Genomic DNA, 23,185 nt, shown 5'->3' on the forward strand with positions numbered 1-23,185 from the left:
AAGCGAACAAAAGATCTTGATTCTTGCTTCTTGACTCTTGATTCTAACTCTTACTGCTGCGCAGCAGACGGCCCCATTTCGTTCTGGAATATCTTGGCGTACTTTCTTCTGTCAAACTTATACAGTTTAGCCGCCCGGTACGATACTCCCCGTTGCTTCTCAACTAATTCTTTCAGATATCCGTAGCTCAGCATTTTCTTGCGGAAATTGCGTTTGTCTAATTTTTTATCCAGTATAGCCTCGTAAAGGCCCTGTAGCTGTGTAAGTGTAAATTTTTCTGGCAACAGGTCAAATGCTATAGGCTGGTGCGTTAAACGCCTGCGTATTTTTGCAAAACCGGTATGGAAAATATCGCTGTGATCAAAAGCCAGCTTTGGTAAAGTTTTTACGGGATGCCACAATGCCTTACGCGCCATTGAACTGATTGACCTTAGTTCCTTTTGTGCGTTTATGCGGATAAGGGCGTAATATCCAACAGTAATTACGCGGCCTTTAGGGTGCCTGTCAACATCGCCAAACGTATGGAACTGTTTCATGGGCAGGTCGCGCAGGCCTGTTAACTCAAAAATTGTCCTTTCAGCCGCATGGTCAAGGCTTTCTTCCTGTTGTACTATATAACCCGGTAGTGCGTACCAATCTTTAAAAGGGTCTTCACTTCTTTCAATCAGTAATATTTTCAATTCGCCGGCTTCGTAGCCAAACACCAGGCAGTCAATAGAAAATATCGAATTAAAGGGGGGAGTATTATCTTCCAAACTGGTAATATTTAAAGTTATTAATATAAGCGCCTTAATTTGTGGTACCAAAAATAAATAAAAATAAATTTAATGGTGTAACAATCACACCTTATATTCGTGCAAAATATTCCCGTAGTAAAACGATGCAAAAAATTTCAAAACTTGGCGTACTTACTTCCGGTGGCGATGCTCCCGGAATGAACCCCTGCATCAGAGCTGTAGTGCGTACCGCTATTTACAACGGTATAAGTGTTGTGGGTATCAGGCAGGGTTATAAAGGCCTGATAGAGAATGATATATATAATATGGAGACCCGCTCTGTAAGCAATATTCTTAACCTGGGTGGTACTATCTTAAAAACCGCACGTTGTAATGAATTCCGCACACCGGAGGGTAGAAAAACAGCATATAACAATTTAAAGGAACACGGTATTGACGCGCTTGTTGTAATAGGCGGAGACGGTACCTTTACCGGTGCGCTTAAATTTTCGCAGGAATATCCGGACATAAAAGTGATGGGTATACCAGGCACTATTGATAACGATTTGTATGGATCAACCTATACGCTTGGTTTTGATACCGCTACCAATACGGTTATTGAGGCCATAGATAAAATTAGGGATACTGCCGATTCTCACGACCGCTTGTTCTTTATAGAAGTAATGGGTCGCGACTCTGGCGCTATAGCCTTGCGGGCCGGTATTGCCTGCGGAGCAGAGGGTATTTTACTTCCCGAAAAATCAACCGCGATTGATGAGTTGATCGATCTGCTAAAAAAAGGCGAGGTAAACAAAAAATCGTCAAGTATAGTAATTGTGGCCGAAGGTGATAAAAGCGGCAATATTTATGATCTGGCTAAGAAAGTAAAAAGTCACGTATCAAATTACGATATTAAGGTTACTGTATTAGGGCACTTACAAAGAGGAGGGGCTCCAAGTAGTTTTGACCGCATTTTAGGTAGCCGCTTAGGTTATGCCGCAGTTAACGCTTTAATTAAGGGGCATACGCAGGAAATGGTGGGCCTTGAAGCAAACGTTATAAAAACCACCCCGCTTATTGAAGCATTAACTGATCATCAGTTTAAATTGGAAGACGATCTGTTACAAATGGTTGATATTTTATCGATATAAATGATAGCGGTTGTATACAGCGGATCATATCATGCCGACTGGCGGCTGGCAGACAAGGGGAAAACTATTGCTTCCTTTAAAACCAGCGGTATCAACCCTTATTTTATGGATGAGCGGCAGATGCTGCAACTTTTTGGTAAGAACATCAATTTGATACACCACGCCGAAAATGTTAAGCGGGTATTTTTTTTCGGCCCGGGCTGTTCATCTGATGAGTTAAAAGCTATTGTGAGCGCTGCATTAACCCAGTTCTTTAAATTTGCCAAAGTAACCATTGCTCATGATGTTGATGGCGCGGCTATTGCCTGCTGCCGCAATTCGCCGGGTATAATAGGCATTTGTGGTAGCGGCTCAAACGCGGCCTGGTTTGACGGAAAAAAGGTAAAACCCAATAATTATGGATTGGGCTATATTTTAGCCGACGAAGGATCTGGCAACTGGTTGGGCAGGCAGCTGATAAAAGGCTTTATGAACGAAACACTCCCTGAGAATTTGCGAAAAAAGTTTACGCTGAAATATAATGCAGACCGTAATAATTTGCTGGAGAAGGTTTACAGGCAAAAGCAACCGGCCATATATTTAAGCTCATTTGCAGATTTCTTCACAGAGCATCAGCATGACCAATATCTTGCCAATGTAATAAAAGCGGGGTTTAATAAACTAATAAATACATACTTGTTACCTTTGCATAAGCAGCATCCGCAGGCGCCACTGCATTTTGAAGGCTCAGTAGCTTTCACCTTTCAGGATCATTTGCGGGATGAAGCCAAGTTGGCAGGGTTGCAGATAACCAGTATAATTAAAGAGCCAATAAATAATTTGTTAACGTATTATTCAAATAAAAATTAAAATCATGAAAATAGGAATTAACGGTTTCGGCCGGATTGGACGCCTGGCTTTCAGAGCTGCTATTGAAAGGCCCGATGTTGAAGTTGTTGGTATAAATGACCTTGTTGAGCCTGACTACATGGCTTACATGTTAAAATACGACTCAACACACGGACAATTTAAAGGCACTATTGCTGTTGAAGGCGGCCATTTGGTTGTAAACGGTAAAACTATACGTGTAACTGCAGAAAAAGATCCGGCTAACCTTAAATGGAGCGAAGTTGGTGCTGAAGTTATTATCGAATCAACCGGTTTATTCTTAACTATAGAAACTGCCCAAAAGCATATTGACGCAGGCGCTAAAAAAGTAGTAATGAGCGCTCCTGCTAAAGATGATACCCCAACTTTTGTAATGGGTGTTAATCACAAGCAATTAAAAGCAGACCAAACTATCGTATCAAATGCATCATGTACTACCAACTGCCTTGCACCTATTGCAAAGGTATTGAATGATAAATTTGGTATTGAAGAAGGTTTGATGAGCACTATCCACGCGGTAACTGCTACTCAAAAAACTGTTGACGGTCCGTCTGCTAAAGATTGGAGAGGTGGCCGTGGTGCTTACCAGAACATCATCCCTTCATCAACAGGTGCTGCTAAAGCTGTTGGCTTGGTATTGCCTGATTTAAAAGGTAAATTAACAGGTATGTCATTCCGCGTTCCGGTTGCCGACGTGTCTGTGGTTGACCTAACTGTACGTTTAAAAACTTCTGCTACTTATGAGGACGTTAAAGCTGCCATGAAAGAAGCATCAGAAGGAGACCTGAAAGGTATTTTAGGTTACACTGAAGACGAAGTAGTATCAGAAGATTTTAAAGGCGATGCCCGTACATCAATATTTGATGCTAAGGCAGGTATCGCGTTAAATAACAACTTTATTAAAGTGGTATCATGGTATGATAACGAGTGGGGTTACTCTAACAAACTGATAGACCTGGTTCAGGAAATAGGTAAGTTATAAGCCAACGCCTCCGGGCATTGTAAACAAAAATAGCGATGAGTTTAAACCCATCGCTATTTTTGTTTTCGGTTGGAGCCTTATGCTTGTTGTATAGAATCGTTTACGTTATCAGCAGTGTTTTTTACTCTTGATTTTGCATTGTCTACATGATCTCTAACGTCACTTGCTATATTGTTAGCTTTGTTACGCAAATCTCCCTCAACGCCATCTCTGTAGTTATACAGATCATCTGCCGCGCTGTTAAATCTTGATTTTACCCTGTCGACGGCATTATTGCCATAGTCTTTTAATTCATTGGCCTTGTCTTTGGCTTTACCTGCCAAATCGGTAGCTAAATTGCCAATAGAACCTCTGGTTCCTTCTCCGCTATCTGGTGCAAATAATAAACCCAATACCGCACCTGCCGCAGCGCCTATCAGTAGTGCCGCTATAACTCTTGATTGATCTTTCATAATGTTTTTCGTTTTGTAGTTATATCAACAGATACAACAACAATGCCAAGCGCCAACTCAACCTTTTGTTAGCAGGCACAGAGGGGGTTTTGTATAAAAAACCTACACTTTTTATATAAAAGTGTAGTGTAAAAATGGAGCAAGAGCAGGTTTACACCAAAATACGATGCAAAAAAAACATCCGCCCTTTTTGGGGACGGATGTGATACGTTTAATGGTATTATTATACTTAAATAACCTTTACATTTACCGCATTTAAGCCTTTTCTGCCGTTCTCTACTTCAAACTCCACTTTATCGTTTTCACGAACTTCATCGATAAGACCTGTTGAATGAACAAATACATCTGCACCACCACCGTTAGGGGTGATAAAGCCAAATCCTTTTGTTTCATTGAAAAATTTTACTGTTCCTTGTTGCATTATATTTTATTTTAAAGTGCGCAAGGTAGCACAATTATATTTATAAAAGCAAGCGTTGGTTTTATTTTACTGCCACATGTTTTAGTAAGATGGTCGCGACGAGCTTACTCCGCGTTAAAGGTGGGCTGTGGCGGCACCACAAAATGCCTGTTGGTATCTGCAATAAAAGCAAGCACCTTGTCGCGCCCATCATGCGTTTCTGATGAGGTTACAAAGTAAGGGGGAACTTCTTCAAAAGTAGCCTTTAAGGCTTTTTTAAATTTAGCTACATTCTGGTCTGTTTTAACAGCTGACTGTTTATCGGCTTTGGTAAAAATCAATACAAAAGGCAAACCTTTTTCGCCCAGCCAGTTGCAGAATTCGATGTCTATTTTTTGAGGCTCAAGACGGCTATCTATCAGCACCATAACGCATTGCAGGCTTTCGCGCTTGTCAAGATACGTGCGTATAAACTTGTTCCAGTCTTCTTTTTTGTTTTTTGATACACGGGCGTAACCATAGCCCGGCAGATCAACAATGTACCAGTTATCGTTGATCAAAAAGTGATTAATAAGCTGTGTTTTGCCCGGCGTTTGCGAGGTTTTTGCCATGCCCTTTTTTGCCGAAAGCATATTAATAAGCGATGACTTACCTACGTTGGAGCGCCCTATAAAAGCATACTCAGGCATTACCGGCGGTGGCAGTTTGGAGATCTGCGTATTGCTGCAAATAAATTCGGCAGTTTTAATTAACATGGGGCAAAGATAGTGATTAGTTGATTAGCGGTTAGAGATTAGTACTTCGCAGCGCAACTGGTTGTTATGCTAATGTAATATAAGGCGCGTGAGGGGCTAACACGAGAATTTGTAATTATACTTGTACAACCAATCACCGACACCATGAACGATTACAAGATACCTGCCGCCACCCGCATTGGTCACGTACACTTAAAGGTAAGCAACCTGCAGCGCTCGCTTGATTTTTATTGTGGGCTGCTTGGGTTTGAGTTGATACAAACTTACGGCACCGACGCCGCTTTTATATCAGCAGGTGGCTATCATCATCATATAGGGTTAAATACCTGGCAGAGCAAAGGTTCTGGCCCTGCACCGGCTAATGCGCCGGGCTTGTTCCATACCGCTATTTTGTATGCTGAGCGTAAAGACCTGGCGCAGATAGTTAAGCGTTTGCGCGAGGCCGGGTACTCGCTTACCGGCGCTGCCGATCACGGTGTATCTGAAGCTATTTACCTGGATGATCCTGATAAAAACGGTGTTGAGCTGTACTGGGACCGCCCTAAAGCAGAATGGCCGCGTAATGAAGACGGCGAGCTGGATATGTATACCCGGCAGCTGGATATGCACGGCTTGCTGGCGCTGGCAGATTAAAAATTGTCTCGTTTTGTTCCGCGTGGGAGTGAGACAACATGAGACAAGTTGGGACAGATTTTTAAATAAGTAATTGATAATTAGTGGTTTGCTATTTTGACTTGGGACAAAGTGAGACTACTTATTCGTCAGGAAAATTAGCTGTAAAAGCTGTTTAAGTTTTTAATAATCAATACATTATAAATACGTCTTTTTTTGTCCCACATAAAGCGTAAACTTTTTTTAGAAATTAACCACGACAGAATCTAAACTTATGCCTGACTATATTATACGCCCTATCTATAACGATCAACAAGACGAGATAGTTGATCTGATCATACACATTCAGCAACAGGAGTTTAATATACCTGTTACCTTGAATGATCAGCCCGATCTGTTAGACATAGAAAAAAATTACCATGCCGGGGGCGGCAACTTTTGGGGTGCCTTTAAGGGCGATGAGCTTGTAGGTACCATAGCGCTTATTGATATTGGACACCATGCAGGCACCATCCGCAAAATGTTTGTAAAGGATGGCCACAGGGGTACGGGTTTAGCGCAACAATTATTAGATACGCTTTTACATTATTCGCGCGAAAAGCAAATAACCGACTTGTATTTAGGTACCTCAGCTGTATTAAAAGCCGCCCACCGCTTTTATGAGCGTAATGGCTTTGTGTTAACAGATATTAATGAGTTCCCAACCTATTTCCCCCGCATGCCGGTTGATACAATGTTCTATTGGTTAGAGATTGGTTGATTAGAGACTAGTTGACCAGGCGCAAATTCGAGATTAATTATAGTTAAGCAGAAATTCTATTTTACAAAGCTTATGTCTCCAATCAATCAGGCTCTCATGACTAATTCGCTAATCACCCAGTTAACTAGTCTCTAATCAACCAATCAACTAGTCAACTAATCAACTATCTTTGCCCACAAATGAGCAAAACCGTTACCCCTTACCAGGATCAGCAGGGCACCAAGAAAGAGCAGGTGGCCGATATGTTTAATAATATATCAAAAACTTACGATTTTCTGAACCATTTTATGTCGCTGGGGATTGATATCATCTGGCGAAAAATGGCCATCAACGAGCTGAAAAAGGATAAACCACAACTTGTTTTAGATGTTGCTACCGGTACTGGCGATTTTGCTTTTGAGGCCCTGTCTATTTTAAATCCAAAGAAAATTATAGGGGTAGATATATCTGAGGGAATGCTGGATATCGCGAAGCAAAAAATAGCAAAGCGCTGTTTGAGCAACAGGTTTGAAGTGAAATTGGGCGACTCGGAAAAGCTGCCTTTTGGCGATAACGAATTTGACGCGGTTACCGTAGCCTATGGCGTTCGCAATTTTGAGAACCTGCAACAGGGCCTGTCAGACATTAACCGCGTGCTAAAACCGGGCGGCAGGGCTGTAGTGCTCGAGTTTTCAAAGCCCAGGGTTTTCCCGGTAAAGCAGCTGTATCATTTCTATTTTAACTACATTACGCCGGGCATTGGCAAACTGTTTTCAAAAGATTCACGGGCTTATACCTACCTGCCCGAGTCGGTCGCGGCTTTTCCGGATGGAGAGAACTTTACTGCCATTATGAAAGCCGCAGGCTTTAAAAATACCAAAAGCAGGCCTTTAGCGTTTGGTATCTGTTCAATTTATACAGGCGTTAAATGATAAAAAAGTACCTTGTACTTACAGGTTTACTACTATGCAGCCGGGCTTTACTGGCGCAATCTGTACCGGTATGGGGGGGAGGGGCCGATCAGAAAGATTTTAGCGCCGGTTTTAGCTTTAGCTATGTTAGCAGCTATTATAAAATAGACAGAAAACCCGAATGGCGCCAACCCTATTTTGACGCATCGGGCACCAAAATAACCAACGAGCTTACCAACATTACATCAGAAAATGCGCCGGGTTTCGCGGTTGGGTTTTTAGGCAGGTACAGGCTTACCGACCACCTGGAAGCGCGCTTAACCCCTGCACTTATCTTTGCTGATAGGTCTGTTACCTATCAGTACGTAACGCCCGATCAAGATCAAACAAAATCCATCCGCGCCACGCTGGTCGACTTGCCTTTGCAGCTAAAATTAAAATCAGATCGCCTGGGCGATTACCGGGCGTATTTAATAGGAGGGTTAAAATACTCGCAGGCGCTTGGTAACAAGGAAAACTCTGACGTTAATGCCGCGCCAACAGCAAAGTTGTTAAAAACCATTAACGGGTACGGCTCTTACGAAGTAGGAGTGGGTATGGATATCTATTTTGAGTTTTTTAAACTATCGCCGGAAATTAAAATATCCAACTCCTTTGGCAACGTGCTGCTGCGCGAGAACAACGCCTTTGCCGCGCCTATTAACAGCCTGAGCTTGCATACGGTAATGTTTAGTTTGCATTTTGAGTAAACGAGCCGGTAATATTATCAAGCGCTTATTTAATTGACGTTGCTGTTCTTTGCACTTACTTTAAACTCCTCAACAAGCTCTCCTTATAAGTAATTCCTATCGACAAATCGATATCGTTTATGCGGATAAAATTCCCTTCAATAAACTGAATCATACTTTTATTAATAATAGTGGAGCGGTGTATGCGAATGAAAGCTGAAGAAGGTAAAAGCGCCTCTAACTTTCCCAGGGCCATATAGCTAACATAAGTTTGGTGTTTTGTATGTACTTTCAAATAATCGCCCAAACCTTCCACATAAATAATTGATGACAAGTCTATTTGCACCAACCGGCGGTCAACCTTTAAAAATATACTTGATGGCTCAGCGGCAAGCTGGTTCAAAGTTGGCACATTGCCTTCACCAATGCCTATTTTTTGTACGGCTTTAACAAATCTTTCAAACGTTACAGGTTTTACCAGATAATCGGCCGCTGCTATTTCAAAAGCCTCAACAGCATAATCTGTATATGCTGTAATAAATATCACTTTTGGATGCGTTTTTAAAGCCTTAATTAGGTTTAAACCACTAAGCCCCGGCATTTCAATATCAATAAAAATTACATCCACCTGCTGCTCCATCAGTGCCGGTAAAGCTTCCATGGCGCTTTTGTAATTGCCAACGCACTGTAACCCGGGTATTTGATCAATATAAGATACGATCAGTTGCCTTGCCAGCGGTTCATCATCAACTATAATACACTTAATCATGCTTTAGGCTGATAGTTAAGTTTACTGTAAAAATGCCGTCTTCGTTATGTATAAGCAATTCGTGGTTGTTACCGTACAACAGGCTAAGCCGTTTACGCACATTTTCAAGGCCAATTCCACTTGGCGTTTTTTCGGCGTTTTGTTTATTTGTTGTTTTTGGATTTGATGTTTGAAAAACCAGTTCGTCCTCGTCAACAACCAGCACCAATTTTACCCATTTATTGGTAATATCTTCATGCATGGCATGTTTAAATGTGTTTTCAATCAAGGGTAAAAATAACAGTGGCGCTATCTTAATTCCTTCGGTATCTCCCTGAACAACAAAATCAATAACATCGGTTTGCGTATGGCGCAAATTTTCAAGGCTTATATAGCTTCTAATAAAATCAACCTCCTGTTGCAGCAAAACTTTTTCGCCAGCGGTATCATAAAGCACGTAGCGCATAATTGCTGATAGGTCCTTTATCATTACCGGCGTTTTGGGCGAATTTTGCACGCTTAACGAGTACATGTTGTTAATGGTATTGAAAAAGAAATGCGGATGCACCTGCGATTTAAGCTGATTTAGCTCAAGCTTTAATTTTTCAGATTGCAGCGTAGCCAGACGGTGCTGATTTTCAAACAACAGTTTTATAATGTAGAGCGCCGTACCCGCCAAAAGCACAAGCACCGTGTAGCCAATATTTTCGTTAAAATAGCCTTTGGTGAAATCCCAGGGATGGGCACCGCTTATGGCCTGGCGGTAACTTTCAATTATAAAAGGCATGGCCATTACCGCGCCAATAGCCAGTCGCCCGTTTAGGTCATAAAGTAGTATGTAAACGGGCAAAAGCAATGCAAACTGCCAATAATGGCCCTTGCCTACGGTTTGCGGCAGGTAAACCCTGTAAAATAAAATTATAACAGGCAGCTGTAAAACGGTTATGGTTACGTAGCCTATTGAATTGGGAATGGTGTTTTGACTCCAGGTTTGCAACCCAACCGCAAGCGGACTTAATATGCCTATCACAAATAAATAGCAGAGTTCGGCTATGTTGCCCTTCTGTTTATAACTCAAATTGGTGATGGAAAATGGCATGCTGCAAAATAAGTTGTTCTGCATTAATACTGATGGAATTTTCGATGAATACCCTGTTTTGCATGTTGAACTTTTTTACGTAGGCATTCGCCATGCCGAAAAAGGTGTTTATCGAATAAATTGAGTCTTCGCGTTTACTTATGGCAAGTTTGCTTTATACAAAACCAAATACCATGAGCTATTTTAGTTACATCCGTTTTTTTGCTTTTTGTCTGTTTATACATTTAACCTCAGGTGTATCGGCGCAAACCCCTTACAGTAAAATAGAAACCTTTACCAAAATATGGGGATTTTTAAAGTATCATCACCCGGCGGTGGCTACCGGCAGGATAAACTGGGATTCGGTATATGTAAGCACAATGGCTAAAATACAAAGTGCGCCGGGTACAGATATTAATAAGCGGGTATTAGGTATTATTGATGATTTGGGTGCGTTAAATAAGAACCGCGCAGTTAAGGTGCCTGATACCCTGTTTTCAAAAAATCACGATTTGAAATGGATTGACACAGATAAAGCCATCGGTACAAAACTCAGGAGCAGGTTAAAAGACATATACACCTACCGCAATAGCGGAGAAAATAAATATATCAAATTAATCAATTCAACCGCTGATTATAGCGGTGAAGATCAGTATGACAAGCTGGGCTTCCCAAACAGCAGCTATCGCCTGTTGTTTTTAGCGCGATTTTGGAACGCCATAAATTATTTTGCGCCTTACAAGTACGAAACAGGAGAAGATTGGAATAGCGTATTAAACAGATTTATTCCGCGGATGATTAAGGCAAAGGATACTTTGGCCTATTATAAGGCCATGATGCAATTGGCAGTAACGTTGAATGATGGACACGCGCAGTTTACCATTGCAAATGGCAACACGGCCATAAAAAACGTTGTTTTTGGCAAATATGCCGCGCCGGTTTTTGCAGACATTGCAGACGCAAAGGTTATCATCAGAAAATCGGCTGCCTACGATGAAAAAAATGGTTTAAAGCCAGGTGATGTGATTTTAAGTATTGATAATGAACCGATAGGTAAAAGAATAAGCCGGCTGGCTGCTTTAACATCGGGCTCTAATAAAGTTGGCCGAAACAAACAGGTAACATGGATTTTATTTAATACGCACCAAGCCTACATGACCTTTAAAATAAAAAGGGGAAACAGAATAACAGCTGTTAAAGTGAAATGCATGCTTGCGGCCGACAGAAATTGGCGAGACCTTAACAACTACACCGCGAATGAGACGGGCTACGAAATGATAGGGCAGGGGGTTACCCGTGTATATGCCGGGCAAATATGGCGCGGCAATATTGATACCATTAAAACTTTGATTAGGAACAGTAAAGCGGTAATATTTGATGTGCGCAATTATCCCAATAACGATGAATTCTATAAGCTTTTTGATGTTTTTTTACCTGAATCAAAGGTGATAAACCAGTCGCTATTAATGTCTGTTAATCATCCGGGTTACTTTAAATGGCAACCTTCGCCAAAAATTGGCGGTATCAATCTGTCTCCATACAATGGCAAAGTAATTATACTGGCCGATGAGCGAAGCCAAAGCCAGGGCGAATATTCTGTTATGACGCTGCAAACCATACCGGGCGCTGCTACCATAGGCAGCCAAACAGCAGGTGTAGACGGGGTGGTAACCAATATTCCTATGGGAAATAAGATGGCGCTATCCTATTCGGGCTACGGTATTTTTTATCCTGATAAAACACCAACCCAAAGGCGCGGCATAAGGATAGATGTTAAAGTAGAGAAAACGGCGATCAGTATTGGTACGGGGAATGATGCTGCAATGGAAAAAGCTTTATTATATTTAAGGGAAAAGGGAATTTAAAAGGTTTTGTATTAGTTACAAGAATTAGATTTCTATCAACAAAACTTAAAATTTAGCTATTTACATCGCATTGAACCGGCTATCGCGTAAGTTCAGCGGCCTTTGCGGTGGCTTTGCCAATCCTTTTGTCGCGGCGGGTAATCAGTTCGCATAGAGCGATGGCAGCTTCCTCAAAGTCCTCATGGTCATTGTTAAGTTGCAGCCAGTTAGGCTCAAGGGCTTCGTCCTCGCCAAATACAAAGTCTGTTAGCGCGGGTAGTTCAGCTTTCAGGCTTGCATGATCTTCCCGGCGGGTGGCTACCCAAATGCCATTGTGCTGCGGGTTTTTACCCACTTTGCGAAAGATCAGCATTATCTTACCCTCCAGATAAATATAGAACATACCTATGGCGGGTTTAACGACTACCGTACCCGGAAGATAGTCTAACAGGAAATCAAAAGGCATGGGTTTTTTCATCATTTCATCCGGAATTCGACGGGTGTTTTGCAGGTTTTTTGCTTAAATAATTTATTAAAATAAACACAAATCCATGCATGTTGTATACTTTTTACGGATTTAGTGTTTTTATCATTGCCACCTTAACCGCAGATAGCCAAAAGTACGGGATAGATAATTGCCCATTAACCGTTAATTAATTGCTGATTCTTATCTAAAAACTATAATTTCGTACCATAATAAAAACTCATTTATGGCAAAGATCGCTTTAATTACAGGTGCAACATCCGGCATTGGCGAAGCTTGCGCCAGTGTATTTGCCCGCGAGAAATATGATCTGATATTAACGGGCCGTCGTTTAGATCGTTTGGAGAAACTGGCCGCCAAACTGTATAAAAAGTACAATGTTGAAATTGCGATAGGCAACTTTGACGTTCGCCATCGCGATGAAGTAAGTGAAAACCTGGAGAAACTGCCCGCTAAATGGAAAAAGGTAAACATATTGATCAACAATGCGGGTCTGAGTCAGGGGCTTGACCCTGTACAAGATGGGAACATTGACGATTGGGAAAACATGATAGACACCAATGTTAAGGGTTTGCTGTATGTTACCAAAGTTGTATCCAACTGGATGATAAAAAACGGCTCGGGGCATATTATTAACCTGGGCTCTATAGCCGGTAAAGAAGTTTATGTTAATGGTAATGTGTATTGCGCATCAAAATTTGCTGTGGATGCATTAACCAAAGGCATGCGACTTGATTTTTTACCGCATGGGATAAAAGTAACATCTGTGCAGCCGGGTGCGGTTGAAACAGAATTCTCTGAAGTGCGTTTTAAGGGAGATAAAGAGCGTGCCGGTAAAACATACGAGGGTTGGGAGCCGCTACAGGCAGAGGATATTGCAGAAACAATATGGTTTGCGGCTTCGCGCCCTAAACACGTTAACATTAATGATATTATAATTATGCCCACCGCGCAAGCCAACGCAACAACAATATTAAAAGGCGGCAAAGTAGGCGGGAGATGATTAATGTGCAAATGTGTAAATGTGCAGATAAGCAGATGTGCAGATGTGTAAATATGCAAATGTGCAGATGGGCAATGGCTAAATAAATTCTATCACGATAGTTATAGAGATAAACATTCAAAATAATAAGATTTTGCTTGAGGGGGGGTACAGCCATTCACTCATTCACTCATTCACTCAATCACTAATTCAATAATTAAAACACATGTCATTAACAACAAAAATTGATCAGGATATAAAGCTGGCCATGCTGGCTAAGCAAGCCGACCGCCTGCAGGGGCTAAGAGCTATAAAATCAGCCTTATTATTAGCTAAAACAGAAAAAGGCGCTGCCGAAGAAGTTACCGAAGAGGCGGAGGTTAAAGTATTGCAAAAATTAGCCAAGCAACGCAAGGAATCTGCAGAGATATACAAAACCCAAAACCGCGATGACCTGTACCAGATAGAGATGGGCGAGTTGAAAGTGATTGAAGAATACCTGCCACAGCAAATGAGCCGTTTTGAGATTGAAGGCTATTTGCAGGAGTTAATAGGCAGGATAGGAGCCACATCTATACAGGATATGGGCAGGGTAATGGGTATGGCCAACAAAGAACTGGCGGGGCAGGCCGATGGCAGAACCATATCAGAGGTAGTTAAGCAGTTACTGGGATAACCCTAAGGAAATATTTTTTTAATTTAAAAGGTAAAACTGGTAACATACCAAGTATAAATAATTGCTTATACTTGCTTCGTTCAACGGTAATAAGCTGTTTTGATATTTTATTACGCTCACAAAATACATTTATGAAATTCGTGCTTAAAGAAGATCGTGGTTTTACTTACATAGACGAGGGCGAGGGCCAGGTGCTGCTGTTATTGCACGGTTTAATGGGCGGTTTAAGCAATTGGGAAATTGTTATAGAAGAGTTCAGTAAAAAGTACAGGGTGTTATTACCCATATTACCTATTTATGATTTTCCGGTTTTAACAACAGGTGTAAAAACGCTTTCAAAGTTTGTACACAAGTTTATCAAATTTAAAAAACTGGATGATGTGGTACTGTTGGGCAACTCGTTAGGGGGCCATGTTGGCCTGGTGTATGCATTAGCGCATCCGGCTAAATTAAAGGCAATGGTGCTTACTGGCAGCTCGGGTTTATATGAGAATGCATTTGGTGGTACGTTTCCGCGCCGGGAGAGCTATGACTTTGTAAAAGAGAAATGCGAGTATACTTTTTACGACCCCGAAGTTGCTACGCCCGAATTAATTGCCGAAGTTTATAAAACCGTAAACGACCGCCACGCCGTAATTAGGTTACTGGCTATGGCAAAGTCGGCCATAAGGCACAATATGAAAGCTGATCTGCATAAAATACATATGCCGGTATCGCTTATTTGGGGCCGTAATGATAAGATTACTCCGCCGGAGGTAGCAGAAGAATTTCATCAGCTACTGCCCGACTCGGAATTACAATGGATAGATAAATGCGGGCATGCGCCTATGATGGAGCATCCGCATGAATTCAATCGTCTGCTAAAGAATTTTTTAGACGGACGGAATATTTAAACTACAATTATGTTTGCAGCCGAGCTGATAAATGACGACATAGCGCACCTGCATACTTCTGACACCATTCAGAGGGCGATGGAGCGTATGGCGGAGTTTCATGTACGGCACTTACCTGTTGTAAATGAGCAGCAGTTTTTGGGCCTTGTAGCCGAAGCCGATCTGATAGCAGAACCCGACGCGCAGACCGCCATTGGTGCTATAGCTTTGTCGCTGGTTAACCCTTACGTACGCGAAGATCAGCATATATACGATGTAATACGCCTGTTTTATGAGCAACAGCTAACCATTGTACCGGTGCTTGATATCAAAAAAAATTACCTGGGTTGTATATCCATCAATACCATGAATAACTGGTTTGCCCGGATAACCTCGGTAACAGATCCCGGTGGAATTATTGTATTGGAAATAAGCAATAAGAATAACTCGCTGGCGCATATGTCGCAGATAGTAGAGTCAGATAACGCGCAGATATTAAGTTCGTATGTGCGTTCATTTCCTGATTCAACCCGTCTTGAAGTTACACTTAAGGTAAATAAGCAGGATATTTCAAGCATTATAGCCACCTTTTTAAGGTATGGCTATGAAATAAAAGCCACCTTTAATCATAACGAACACCGAGATAGCGCGATGGACCGGTATGATGCGTTAATGAATTACCTTAATTTGTAAGTCGATAGTCGATGGACCATAGACGATAGAAATTAAAGCTTGATATACTATAGATAACGGATAAACATCTATGGGCCATAGACTATGGTCTATGGACTAAAAATAAAAAATGAAAATAGCAATATACGGCCGTCAGTTTAATGATGCGGCAGTATTTCCGTACATACAGCAGGTGTTTGACAATTTGGTGCTGCACAATGTTGAGGTATATGTTCATCATCAGCTTAACAAACATCTTGAAGGTAAAATAAGCACCGTTGCCTATAACATCCTTAATGAGGATGACCGGATAAAGGATTTTATTGATGTGTTTTTAACCCTGGGTGGCGATGGTACGCTGCTGGATATGGTTAACCTGATAGGCAACTCGGGTGTTCCGGTAATGGGTATCAATTTTGGGCGCCTTGGTTTTTTAGCAAGCGTTAATAAAACGGAGATAGCGGCCGCCATTGCGGCAGTAGTAAATAAGCAGTTTACGTTAGATAGCCGGGCTTTATTAAGTATAGACTCTGAGCAAAATATTTTTGGCGACAGCAACTTCGCGCTTAACGATGTCACCATCCATAAGCGCGACGACTCGGCCATGATAACCACGCACATGTTTTTAGATGGCGAGTTTTTAAACTCCTATTGGGGCGATGGTATAATTATAGCCACGCCAACCGGCTCAACCGCATACTCATTAAGCTGCGGTGGCCCCGTTATGTTCCCGGCATCAAATACAATAATAGTTACCCCGGTATCGCCACATAACTTAAACGTGCGGCCCATTGTACTGCCCAATACCAGCAGGTTATCTTTTGAGGTAGAGTGCCGCAGTTCAAACTACCTGCTCTCGTGCGATTCGCGCACAACGGTGATAGACAGCACCATGCGGTTTGAGGTGCACAAGGCCGGTTTTGAGCTTAACCTTATCCGCTTAAGCAATGAAAGCTATTTATCAACGTTAAGAAACAAATTATTGTGGGGATTAGATACCCGCAATTACTAAATTTGTTGAATGCCCAAAATTTTAGCAGGCTTAATAATAACTTTTGTTTGCAGCAGCGCGTACGCGCAAAGCTGGGAGGTGGGCGCGCGAATGGGCGGTGCCGGTTACATGGGCGATCTGAATACCAACAATCCCATTAAACTCTCCGGCGTTTCCGCGGGGGGCTTTGTTAAGTATAATTTTAATCCTTATTTATCGGCTAAGTTAGGCTACACTTTTGGCAATATTAACGCAGCCGACAGTCTTTCTTCTAACCAGCAGTTCCGCGACCGTAACCTGAGTTTTTCAACAAACCTGCACGAGGCAAGCCTTACGGGCGAGTTTAACTTTTTAGATTATGTGCCCTCTGTAAGCAAAAATGTTTTTACGCCGTTTGTTTTTGCCGGGGCGGGTTTAGTACACTACAGCCCTACAACTGTTTATGCCGGCGACAGGTACGATCTGCGGCAGCTTACTACAGAGGGGCAGGGCACACCCTACAGCAAAATGGCGGTAGCTATTCCGTACGGTGCCGGAATTAAATATAATTTTTCGGGCAGGTTAAATTTAATTGCTGATATAGGATATCGCCATGTACGTACCGACTTTCTGGATGACGTTAGCGGCAACTATCCGGATGCTGCTGGTCTAAACAATCCTTTATCGCGCGCGCTGTCTGACAGATCTGGCGAGAGAACAGGAGTTTATCTGGGCACAGCGGGCACCCAAAGGGGCGATAACAGGCGCTTTGATACCTATTTTTTTGTGGGGCTTTCCATATCATACACCTTTATCACCCCAAAATGCTACTATTAGCATTTACATGTAAACCATTGTTTTATATTAAAAAACCTAAAATTTTGCGCCCTTTAGGGCAGTAAATGCAATTAACTTTTCTTTTAAGCCTGTATACTAAAAAAGTACAAAGGAAGTTTTACCTTTGTCACCTGAAAAAATTGAAAAGTGTTATCGCGAAAAGTGAGCGGACGACTGAATAAAGATGAGATATAAAGACCAGATTGACTTGTTGAAATTGCCTAAGCATATTGCTATTATAATGGATGGTAATGGCCGTTGGGCAAAAGAGAAAGGTAAGTTGAGGGTTTTTGGTCATCACAACGGAGTGGTTTCTGTGCGCGATGTTGTTGAAGGAGCCGTAGAGGTTGGCGTTAAGTACCTTACCCTGTATACTTTTTCTACCGAGAACTGGAACCGGCCAAAGCTTGAAGTGGCCGCCATAATGGAGCTAATGGTTAATACTATTCATAAAGAAATAAAAACCTTTATGGATAATAACATAAGGCTAAATGCCATCGGCGATCTGAAAATGCTTCCTGCCAAGTGTTACAAAGAGCTTACTAACGCCATGGATACCACGGCCGCAAATACCGGTTTAGTGCTTACGCTGGCATTAAGCTATAGTTCGCGCAATGAAATTTTACAAGCTGCAAAAAATATAGCCGTTAAGGTTAAAGAGGGCAGTTTGAACGAAGCTGATATAGATGAGCGCGTATTTGCAGATAACCTGTATACATATAATATGCCCGATCCGGAGCTGTTGATAAGAACCAGCGGGGAGTTTAGAATAAGCAATTATTTACTTTGGCAAATAGCTTACGCCGAATTGTATTTTACACCAAAATTATGGCCCGATTTCAGAAGAGAAGATCTCTTTGAGGCCATACTGGATTACCAAAAACGCGAACGCCGTTTTGGCTTAACAAGCGAGCAGATCAACTAAATTTTCTCGTTTAACAAATTTTAACAACTGTATAAATTATTTTTAGCCCACTAAAATATTCGAATGAACAAATTTCTGTTTGCTATTCTTTTTTCAATAATAAGTGTTGCTGCCATGGCCCAGGCACCGGGCCGACAAATATCCCGTCCTTCGTCTACATCAGATACCGTTGTATTAAATTATAATAGCCCGCGCGAGTATATTATAGGAGGAGTGACTGTTGTAGGCACCACCCACCTGGATAAAGAAATATTGATACAGATATCAAAGCTAAACAAGGGCGACAAGATATCGTTACCGGGCGAGGTTAATTCAAACGTTATTAAAGATTTGTACGCCCAACAACTTTTTGATGATGTGCAGCTTAATATCACAAAGATAAACCTGGATACCGTTTATCTTGAAATTCAGGTGAGCGAGCATCCCCGTCTTTCAAGAATGCGTTTATTAGGTATAAGTAAAGGCAAGGCAGATGATGTGCAAAAGAAACTGAATGATAAAACCGGCAAAATTGTTAACGAAAACCTGCTAAACACAACTACTTCTATTATTAAAAGGCACTTTCAGGAAAAAGGATATTACAATACCGAGGTTTTAATAAAACAACGCCCTGATCCGAGTGATACCACCAGTGTGATATTAGATGTGAACATTGACAGGAAAAAGAAGGTGATGATAAACAAAGTTACATTTGAGGGTAACAAAGATTTTTCAAAAGGTAAACTTAAAAAGTACTTAAGCAAAACACGCCAGCGCAAATTCTACAATATATTCGGCTCAAAAAAATTCAAGGAAGATAAGTACAAGGAGGATAAAGAGAACCTGATAGCTAAAATGCAGGAGAAAGGTTACCGTGATGCTGCTATTTTAAGTGATACAGTAACCAAACATAACGACAGAACGGTTGACGTAAAGATAAACGTGTTTGAAGGGCGCAAATACTATTTTGGTAGCGTTAAATGGTCTGGCAACGCGCGTTATCCCAATGATCTGTTAACACGTGTGCTTCGTATAGAGAAAGGTGATGTGTTTAGCGAGGAGTTGCTTAACAAAAGGTTGAGCGGCGGCGGCCCAAGCGGTGATGATCTTTCATCATTATATATGAATGACGGTTACCTTACATTTACTGCAGATCCGGTGCAAACCAAGTTATATAACGATACCATTGACCTGGATATAAGAATTTACGAAGGCCCGCAATACACCATTAACCGCATAACAATTAAAGGTAATGATGTAACCAATGATAAGGTTATACGCCGCGAGTTGCAAACCATACCGGGGCAGAAATTTAACAAAGCCTTGTTAATTGAAAGTACGCGTATAATTGGGCAGTTAGGCAATTTTGACGATACAAAGACCGACCCACGCCCGGAAAATTTGAACCCTGCAGAAGGTACAGTTGACCTGCTTTACAACGTGGTTGAAAAACCATCAGATCAGGTAGAACTTTCAGGTGGTTTTGGTGGTGGCCAGTTGGTGGGCACGCTGGGTTTAACCTTTAACAACTTTGCGTTAAGAAACCTGTTTAACCTGAAAGCCTATAGGCCCCTGCCAAAAGGCGACGGCCAGAAGCTAAGCATACGCGGCCAGTCAAGCGGTAGAATTTATCAGAACTTTTCGTTCACATTTTCTGAGCCGTGGTTGGGTGGCAAAAAACCAATTTATTTCGCGCTTACTGCTTATACCCAGTTAAGTTCAACCGGGCAGTATTACGCTAAAGACAATCCTAACTATAACTATCTTAGAATAAATGGTGTGGGCGTTACTTTGGGTAAACGTTTAAAATGGCCTGATAACCATTTTCAGCTTAACTACTCGTTAAACCTTGACCATTATTTTCTGGATAACTACAATGGTTACCTGTTCTCTAATGGTACGTCTTATAACATTAAACTTACGCAGGACCTGAGCCGTACCTCGTTAGATGCGCCAATTTATCCAACAACGGGTTCAAACATCAAGTTTACTATACAGGCTACGCCACCGTATTCATTATTTAATAATGTTAATTACAATATTGCTACCCCTGCGCAGCGTTATAAGTTTGTGGAGTATTATAAATTTAAATTTGATGCGCAATGGTTTACCAAACTAACCGGAAAATTGGTGCTTATGTCGCAACTGCGTTCCGGCTTCCTGGGTATGTACAATTCAAAGGTTGGCCCATCGCCGTTTGAGCGCTTTAAGTTAGGTGGCGACGGTATGCAGAGCTACCAGTTTTTACAGGGTAGCGAGATAATTGGTTTACGTGGTTATACCAACTTCTCAATTGTTCCGCTGGGCAGTAACTATACCGCCAGCCAAAACCCGGGTAGTACCATTTATAATAAGTTTACTATGGAGGTTCGTCACCCTGTTATAGCAAGCCCATCGGCAACTATATTTATGCTGGCATTTGCAGAGGGTGGTAATACCTGGAACAGTTTTTCTCAATACAGTCCGTTTAATATAAGGCGTTCTGTTGGTGTTGGAACGCGGATATTTTTACCTATTTTTGGTTTGCTGGGTCTTGATTACGGTTATGGCTTTGATGCTATACCCGGGCAGCCAACAGCCAACAAAGGTCAGTTCAGCTTTTCTATTTCGCAGAGTTTAAGTGGTGGATTTAATTAATTAGAAAAAAAATGAAGAAGAAGATAATTTTAATAGCTGCATTAACGTTCCTATCGGTAACTGCAGCATTAGCGCAACGTTTTGCTTATGTTGATTCTGAATATATACTAAAACATATACCAGATTATATTTCGGCCCAGAAACAATTGGGAGCGATGTCTGATCAATGGCAAAAAGAGGTTGACGCCCGTTTTCAGGAAATAGACCGCTTGTTTAAAGCCTATCAGGCCGACCAGCCCTTAATGACGGCCGAAGTAAAGAAAAGACGTGAAGAGGAAATTGTGAACAAAGAAAAAGAAGCAAAAGATTTTCAGCGTAAAATATTTGGTCCCGAAGGTGATCTTTCGCAGCGCAGCAATGCTGTTATAAAGCCCATACAGGACAGAGTTGCAAAAGCTGTGCAGGCTATGGCCGAAAGCGAAAATTTGGACGTGGTGCTGGATAAGAATAGCGAAGTAATAATGTTATACGCTAATCCACGTTATGATAAGAGCGCAGAGGTTATTACCCGTTTGGGTTTAAAGCCAGGAGTACTTGCTAAATAAATTTATTATATATATAATCGCACTATTAATTAAACACGAGACAAAGAACAATGAAAAAAGTATTTAAAGTTGCCTTAGTTGCAGTATGCATAATGTTAGCGGGCAACTTTGCCAAGGCACAAAGTAAAATTGGATACATTGCCCAGGAAGAAGTTATATCTGCGCTTCCTGAAGCTAAAACAGTTCAAAAACAATTGGAGGATTATTCTAAAACCTGGACAGATCAGTTAGGCACCTTAAACAATACCTATCAAAAAACTATAAAAGAATATCAGGATCAGGAAAAAACAATGACTGATGCCGCTAAAGCAGCAAAGATTGCCGAAATACAGGATATGCAAAAAAGACTTGATGACCAGCAAACCCTGGCTCGTCAATCAGTTGATGCTAAAAGCAACGAATGGTCAAAACCACTTTTTGATAAAGTTAGAGGAGCTATAAATGCTGTAGCTAAAGAAAAAGGTTACGCTTATGTTATTAATACAAGCCAAACCGAATTATTGGTTGCACCAGATGCGGATAACCTTTTAGCTGCTGTAAAAGCTAAATTAGGTTTAAAATAATCAGCATTAAGATTTTATAAAAGCGCCCTGATTATTCAGGGCGCTTTTTTTTTACTTTTGGATCGCTGATTATATTGATTAACGGGTTGTAGTGAGAAATAATCCGGATACACTAATCTTCAATCTTTAACAACCAATCTTTAAGATGAACCCCATAGGTATTTTTGATTCGGGCATAGGCGGCTTAACGGTGTTTAAGTCTATTGCTGCCGCGTTGCCTGCTTATGATTATATCTACCTGGGCGATAATAGCCGTGCGCCGTACGGTAACAGGTCATTCAATACCATCCATCAGTATACCTGGGAGTGCGTGCAGTGGCTGTTTGGGCAGGGCTGTCCGCTTATTATACTGGCTTGTAACACCGCGTCGGCAAAGGCCTTACGCACCATTCAGCAAAAAGATATACAGGCGCTTGATCCAGATAAAAGGGTATTAGGCGTTATAAGGCCTACGGCTGAAGTAGTAGGCAATTACTCAAACACCGGGGAGATAGGCGTGCTGGGCACTAACGGAACAGTGCAATCAAACTCTTATCCTTTAGAAATAGAAAAATTCTTTCCCAATTTAAAAGTATATCAGCAAGCCTGCCCGCTGTGGGTACCTTTAATTGAAAGCGGCGAATATGAAAAGCCCGGAGCTGATTATTTTGTGAAGGAATATATTGATGGTATTATGGCACAATCTGCCAATATTGATACCTTACTGCTTGGCTGTACGCATTATCCCCTTATTCAGGATAAAATAGAGGCCCACCTGCCTAAAAATGTGCGGGTGGTAGCCCAAGGCGATATTGTAGCAGACAGCCTGGTTAATTACCTGCAGCGCCATCCGGAAATGGAACAAAACCTAAGCAAGGGGCAAACCAAATTGTTTTATACTACTGATGATACGGCGGAGTTTGATCACCACGCTTCGCGTTTCTTTTCGGCTCCGGTAACGTCATCGCATGTTGCTGTTAATGAGCTTAGGTGCAAATAAGGAAACAAAAAACACTACCAATTTAGTCAACTTATTTAGGCAAACTGCCTTATTTTATTTAGCATTTGTTAAGTTTGCATC

The 23,185-nt window shown here is 41.5% G+C and carries 26 protein-coding genes; 19 read left to right on the forward strand and 7 right to left on the reverse strand.

Annotated elements, in window-relative coordinates:
- Window positions 1–50 precede the first annotated feature (50 nt).
- Window positions 51–755 carry an NUDIX hydrolase gene (locus ACFQZS_RS07015; RefSeq protein ID WP_377098635.1) on the reverse strand — a complete coding sequence of 235 codons (705 nt, stop codon included), beginning with the start codon at window positions 753–755 and terminating at the stop codon, window positions 51–53.
- A 125-nt stretch (window positions 756–880) separates the two neighbouring features.
- Here ACFQZS_RS07015 and pfkA point away from each other — a divergent pair, with 125 nt between their 5' ends.
- The 3 genes from pfkA to gap are packed head-to-tail and all read left to right on the forward strand — an operon-like array spanning window position 881 to window position 3,716.
- The gene (gene pfkA, locus ACFQZS_RS07020) at window positions 881–1,867 is read left to right on the forward strand and encodes a 6-phosphofructokinase (RefSeq protein ID WP_377098637.1); all 987 of its coding nucleotides are present in this window, start codon (window positions 881–883) and stop codon (window positions 1,865–1,867) included.
- The gene (locus ACFQZS_RS07025) at window positions 1,868–2,716 is read left to right on the forward strand and encodes a hypothetical protein (protein WP_377098639.1); all 849 of its coding nucleotides are present in this window, start codon (window positions 1,868–1,870) and stop codon (window positions 2,714–2,716) included.
- 4 nt (window positions 2,717–2,720) lie between these two features.
- Complete coding sequence (gene gap, locus ACFQZS_RS07030) at window positions 2,721–3,716, forward strand: type I glyceraldehyde-3-phosphate dehydrogenase (protein ID WP_377098641.1); 996 nt, start codon at window positions 2,721–2,723, stop codon at window positions 3,714–3,716.
- A gap of 77 nt (window positions 3,717–3,793) precedes the next feature.
- On the opposite strand, the gene ACFQZS_RS07035 is transcribed toward gap, so the two are convergent.
- The 3 genes from ACFQZS_RS07035 to yihA form a co-directional block, all read right to left on the reverse strand.
- Window positions 3,794–4,168, reverse strand: a complete 375-nt coding sequence (locus ACFQZS_RS07035) for a YtxH domain-containing protein (protein WP_377098643.1) — start codon at window positions 4,166–4,168, stop codon at window positions 3,794–3,796.
- Window positions 4,169–4,397: 229 nt separating this feature from the next.
- Window positions 4,398–4,589: a cold-shock protein gene (locus tag ACFQZS_RS07040; RefSeq protein ID WP_377098646.1), complete on the reverse strand. Its 192-nt coding sequence runs from the start codon at window positions 4,587–4,589 to the stop codon at window positions 4,398–4,400.
- 104 nt (window positions 4,590–4,693) lie between these two features.
- Window positions 4,694–5,323, reverse strand: coding sequence for a ribosome biogenesis GTP-binding protein YihA/YsxC (gene yihA, locus ACFQZS_RS07045; protein WP_377098648.1), 630 nt, complete (start codon window positions 5,321–5,323; stop codon window positions 4,694–4,696).
- A 144-nt stretch (window positions 5,324–5,467) separates the two neighbouring features.
- Here yihA and ACFQZS_RS07050 point away from each other — a divergent pair, with 144 nt between their 5' ends.
- From ACFQZS_RS07050 to porT, 4 genes are all read left to right on the forward strand, one after another.
- Window positions 5,468–5,956, forward strand: a complete 489-nt coding sequence (locus ACFQZS_RS07050) for a VOC family protein (RefSeq protein ID WP_377098650.1) — start codon at window positions 5,468–5,470, stop codon at window positions 5,954–5,956.
- A 253-nt stretch (window positions 5,957–6,209) separates the two neighbouring features.
- Entirely contained in the window at window positions 6,210–6,695 is a 486-nt protein-coding gene (locus ACFQZS_RS07055; RefSeq protein ID WP_377098652.1) for a GNAT family N-acetyltransferase, read from the forward strand.
- Between the two features lie 179 nt (window positions 6,696–6,874).
- Window positions 6,875–7,606 carry a bifunctional demethylmenaquinone methyltransferase/2-methoxy-6-polyprenyl-1,4-benzoquinol methylase UbiE gene (ubiE, locus tag ACFQZS_RS07060; protein WP_377098654.1) on the forward strand — a complete coding sequence of 244 codons (732 nt, stop codon included), beginning with the start codon at window positions 6,875–6,877 and terminating at the stop codon, window positions 7,604–7,606.
- Complete coding sequence (porT, locus tag ACFQZS_RS07065; RefSeq protein WP_377098656.1) at window positions 7,603–8,334, forward strand: type IX secretion/gliding motility protein PorT/SprT; 732 nt, start codon at window positions 7,603–7,605, stop codon at window positions 8,332–8,334. The genes ubiE and porT overlap by 4 nt, the downstream gene beginning before the upstream one ends.
- Before the next feature lie 55 nt (window positions 8,335–8,389).
- Here the strand turns inward: porT and ACFQZS_RS07070 are convergent, their stop codons facing one another.
- The gene (locus ACFQZS_RS07070) at window positions 8,390–9,082 is read right to left on the reverse strand and encodes a LytR/AlgR family response regulator transcription factor (RefSeq protein ID WP_377098658.1); all 693 of its coding nucleotides are present in this window, start codon (window positions 9,080–9,082) and stop codon (window positions 8,390–8,392) included.
- On the reverse strand, window positions 9,075–10,160 hold the full coding sequence (locus ACFQZS_RS07075; protein ID WP_377098660.1) for a sensor histidine kinase: 1,086 nt from the start codon (window positions 10,158–10,160) through the stop codon (window positions 9,075–9,077). The genes ACFQZS_RS07070 and ACFQZS_RS07075 overlap by 8 nt, the downstream gene beginning before the upstream one ends.
- A 173-nt stretch (window positions 10,161–10,333) precedes the next feature.
- Between ACFQZS_RS07075 and ACFQZS_RS07080 the strand changes: the two genes are divergently transcribed.
- The gene (locus tag ACFQZS_RS07080) at window positions 10,334–12,004 is read left to right on the forward strand and encodes a S41 family peptidase (RefSeq protein ID WP_377098662.1); all 1,671 of its coding nucleotides are present in this window, start codon (window positions 10,334–10,336) and stop codon (window positions 12,002–12,004) included.
- 79 nt (window positions 12,005–12,083) lie between these two features.
- Here the strand turns inward: ACFQZS_RS07080 and ACFQZS_RS07085 are convergent, their stop codons facing one another.
- On the reverse strand, window positions 12,084–12,464 hold the full coding sequence (locus ACFQZS_RS07085; protein WP_377098664.1) for a hypothetical protein: 381 nt from the start codon (window positions 12,462–12,464) through the stop codon (window positions 12,084–12,086).
- A 229-nt stretch (window positions 12,465–12,693) separates the two neighbouring features.
- Here ACFQZS_RS07085 and ACFQZS_RS07090 point away from each other — a divergent pair, with 229 nt between their 5' ends.
- The 11 genes from ACFQZS_RS07090 to murI all read left to right on the forward strand — a co-directional run bounded on the left by ACFQZS_RS07090 (window position 12,694) and on the right by murI (window position 23,104).
- On the forward strand, window positions 12,694–13,470 hold the full coding sequence (locus ACFQZS_RS07090; protein ID WP_377098666.1) for an SDR family NAD(P)-dependent oxidoreductase: 777 nt from the start codon (window positions 12,694–12,696) through the stop codon (window positions 13,468–13,470).
- Window positions 13,471–13,675: 205 nt separating this feature from the next.
- The gene (locus ACFQZS_RS07095) at window positions 13,676–14,125 is read left to right on the forward strand and encodes a GatB/YqeY domain-containing protein (RefSeq protein WP_377098668.1); all 450 of its coding nucleotides are present in this window, start codon (window positions 13,676–13,678) and stop codon (window positions 14,123–14,125) included.
- Between the two features lie 131 nt (window positions 14,126–14,256).
- Complete coding sequence (locus ACFQZS_RS07100; protein ID WP_377098670.1) at window positions 14,257–15,018, forward strand: alpha/beta fold hydrolase; 762 nt, start codon at window positions 14,257–14,259, stop codon at window positions 15,016–15,018.
- Window positions 15,019–15,027: 9 nt separating this feature from the next.
- The gene (locus ACFQZS_RS07105; protein ID WP_377098672.1) at window positions 15,028–15,690 is read left to right on the forward strand and encodes a CBS domain-containing protein; all 663 of its coding nucleotides are present in this window, start codon (window positions 15,028–15,030) and stop codon (window positions 15,688–15,690) included.
- A gap of 109 nt (window positions 15,691–15,799) precedes the next feature.
- Window positions 15,800–16,681, forward strand: a complete 882-nt coding sequence (locus ACFQZS_RS07110; protein ID WP_377098674.1) for an NAD kinase — start codon at window positions 15,800–15,802, stop codon at window positions 16,679–16,681.
- A 9-nt stretch (window positions 16,682–16,690) separates the two neighbouring features.
- Window positions 16,691–17,476 carry a type IX secretion system protein PorG gene (gene porG, locus ACFQZS_RS07115; protein WP_377098675.1) on the forward strand — a complete coding sequence of 262 codons (786 nt, stop codon included), beginning with the start codon at window positions 16,691–16,693 and terminating at the stop codon, window positions 17,474–17,476.
- Window positions 17,477–17,660: 184 nt separating this feature from the next.
- Window positions 17,661–18,401: an isoprenyl transferase gene (locus ACFQZS_RS07120; RefSeq protein ID WP_377098678.1), complete on the forward strand. Its 741-nt coding sequence runs from the start codon at window positions 17,661–17,663 to the stop codon at window positions 18,399–18,401.
- A gap of 63 nt (window positions 18,402–18,464) precedes the next feature.
- Window positions 18,465–21,017, forward strand: a complete 2,553-nt coding sequence (gene bamA / locus ACFQZS_RS07125; protein WP_377098681.1) for an outer membrane protein assembly factor BamA — start codon at window positions 18,465–18,467, stop codon at window positions 21,015–21,017.
- Window positions 21,018–21,028: 11 nt separating this feature from the next.
- Window positions 21,029–21,562, forward strand: a complete 534-nt coding sequence (locus ACFQZS_RS07130; RefSeq protein ID WP_377098683.1) for an OmpH family outer membrane protein — start codon at window positions 21,029–21,031, stop codon at window positions 21,560–21,562.
- A 50-nt stretch (window positions 21,563–21,612) separates the two neighbouring features.
- Window positions 21,613–22,125, forward strand: a complete 513-nt coding sequence (locus ACFQZS_RS07135) for an OmpH family outer membrane protein (RefSeq protein ID WP_377098685.1) — start codon at window positions 21,613–21,615, stop codon at window positions 22,123–22,125.
- A gap of 145 nt (window positions 22,126–22,270) precedes the next feature.
- Entirely contained in the window at window positions 22,271–23,104 is an 834-nt protein-coding gene (gene murI / locus ACFQZS_RS07140; protein ID WP_377098687.1) for a glutamate racemase, read from the forward strand.
- Window positions 23,105–23,185 lie beyond the last annotated feature (81 nt).

The organism is Mucilaginibacter calamicampi, assembly GCF_042676765.1.
GTDB lineage: Bacteria > Bacteroidota > Bacteroidia > Sphingobacteriales > Sphingobacteriaceae > Mucilaginibacter > Mucilaginibacter calamicampi.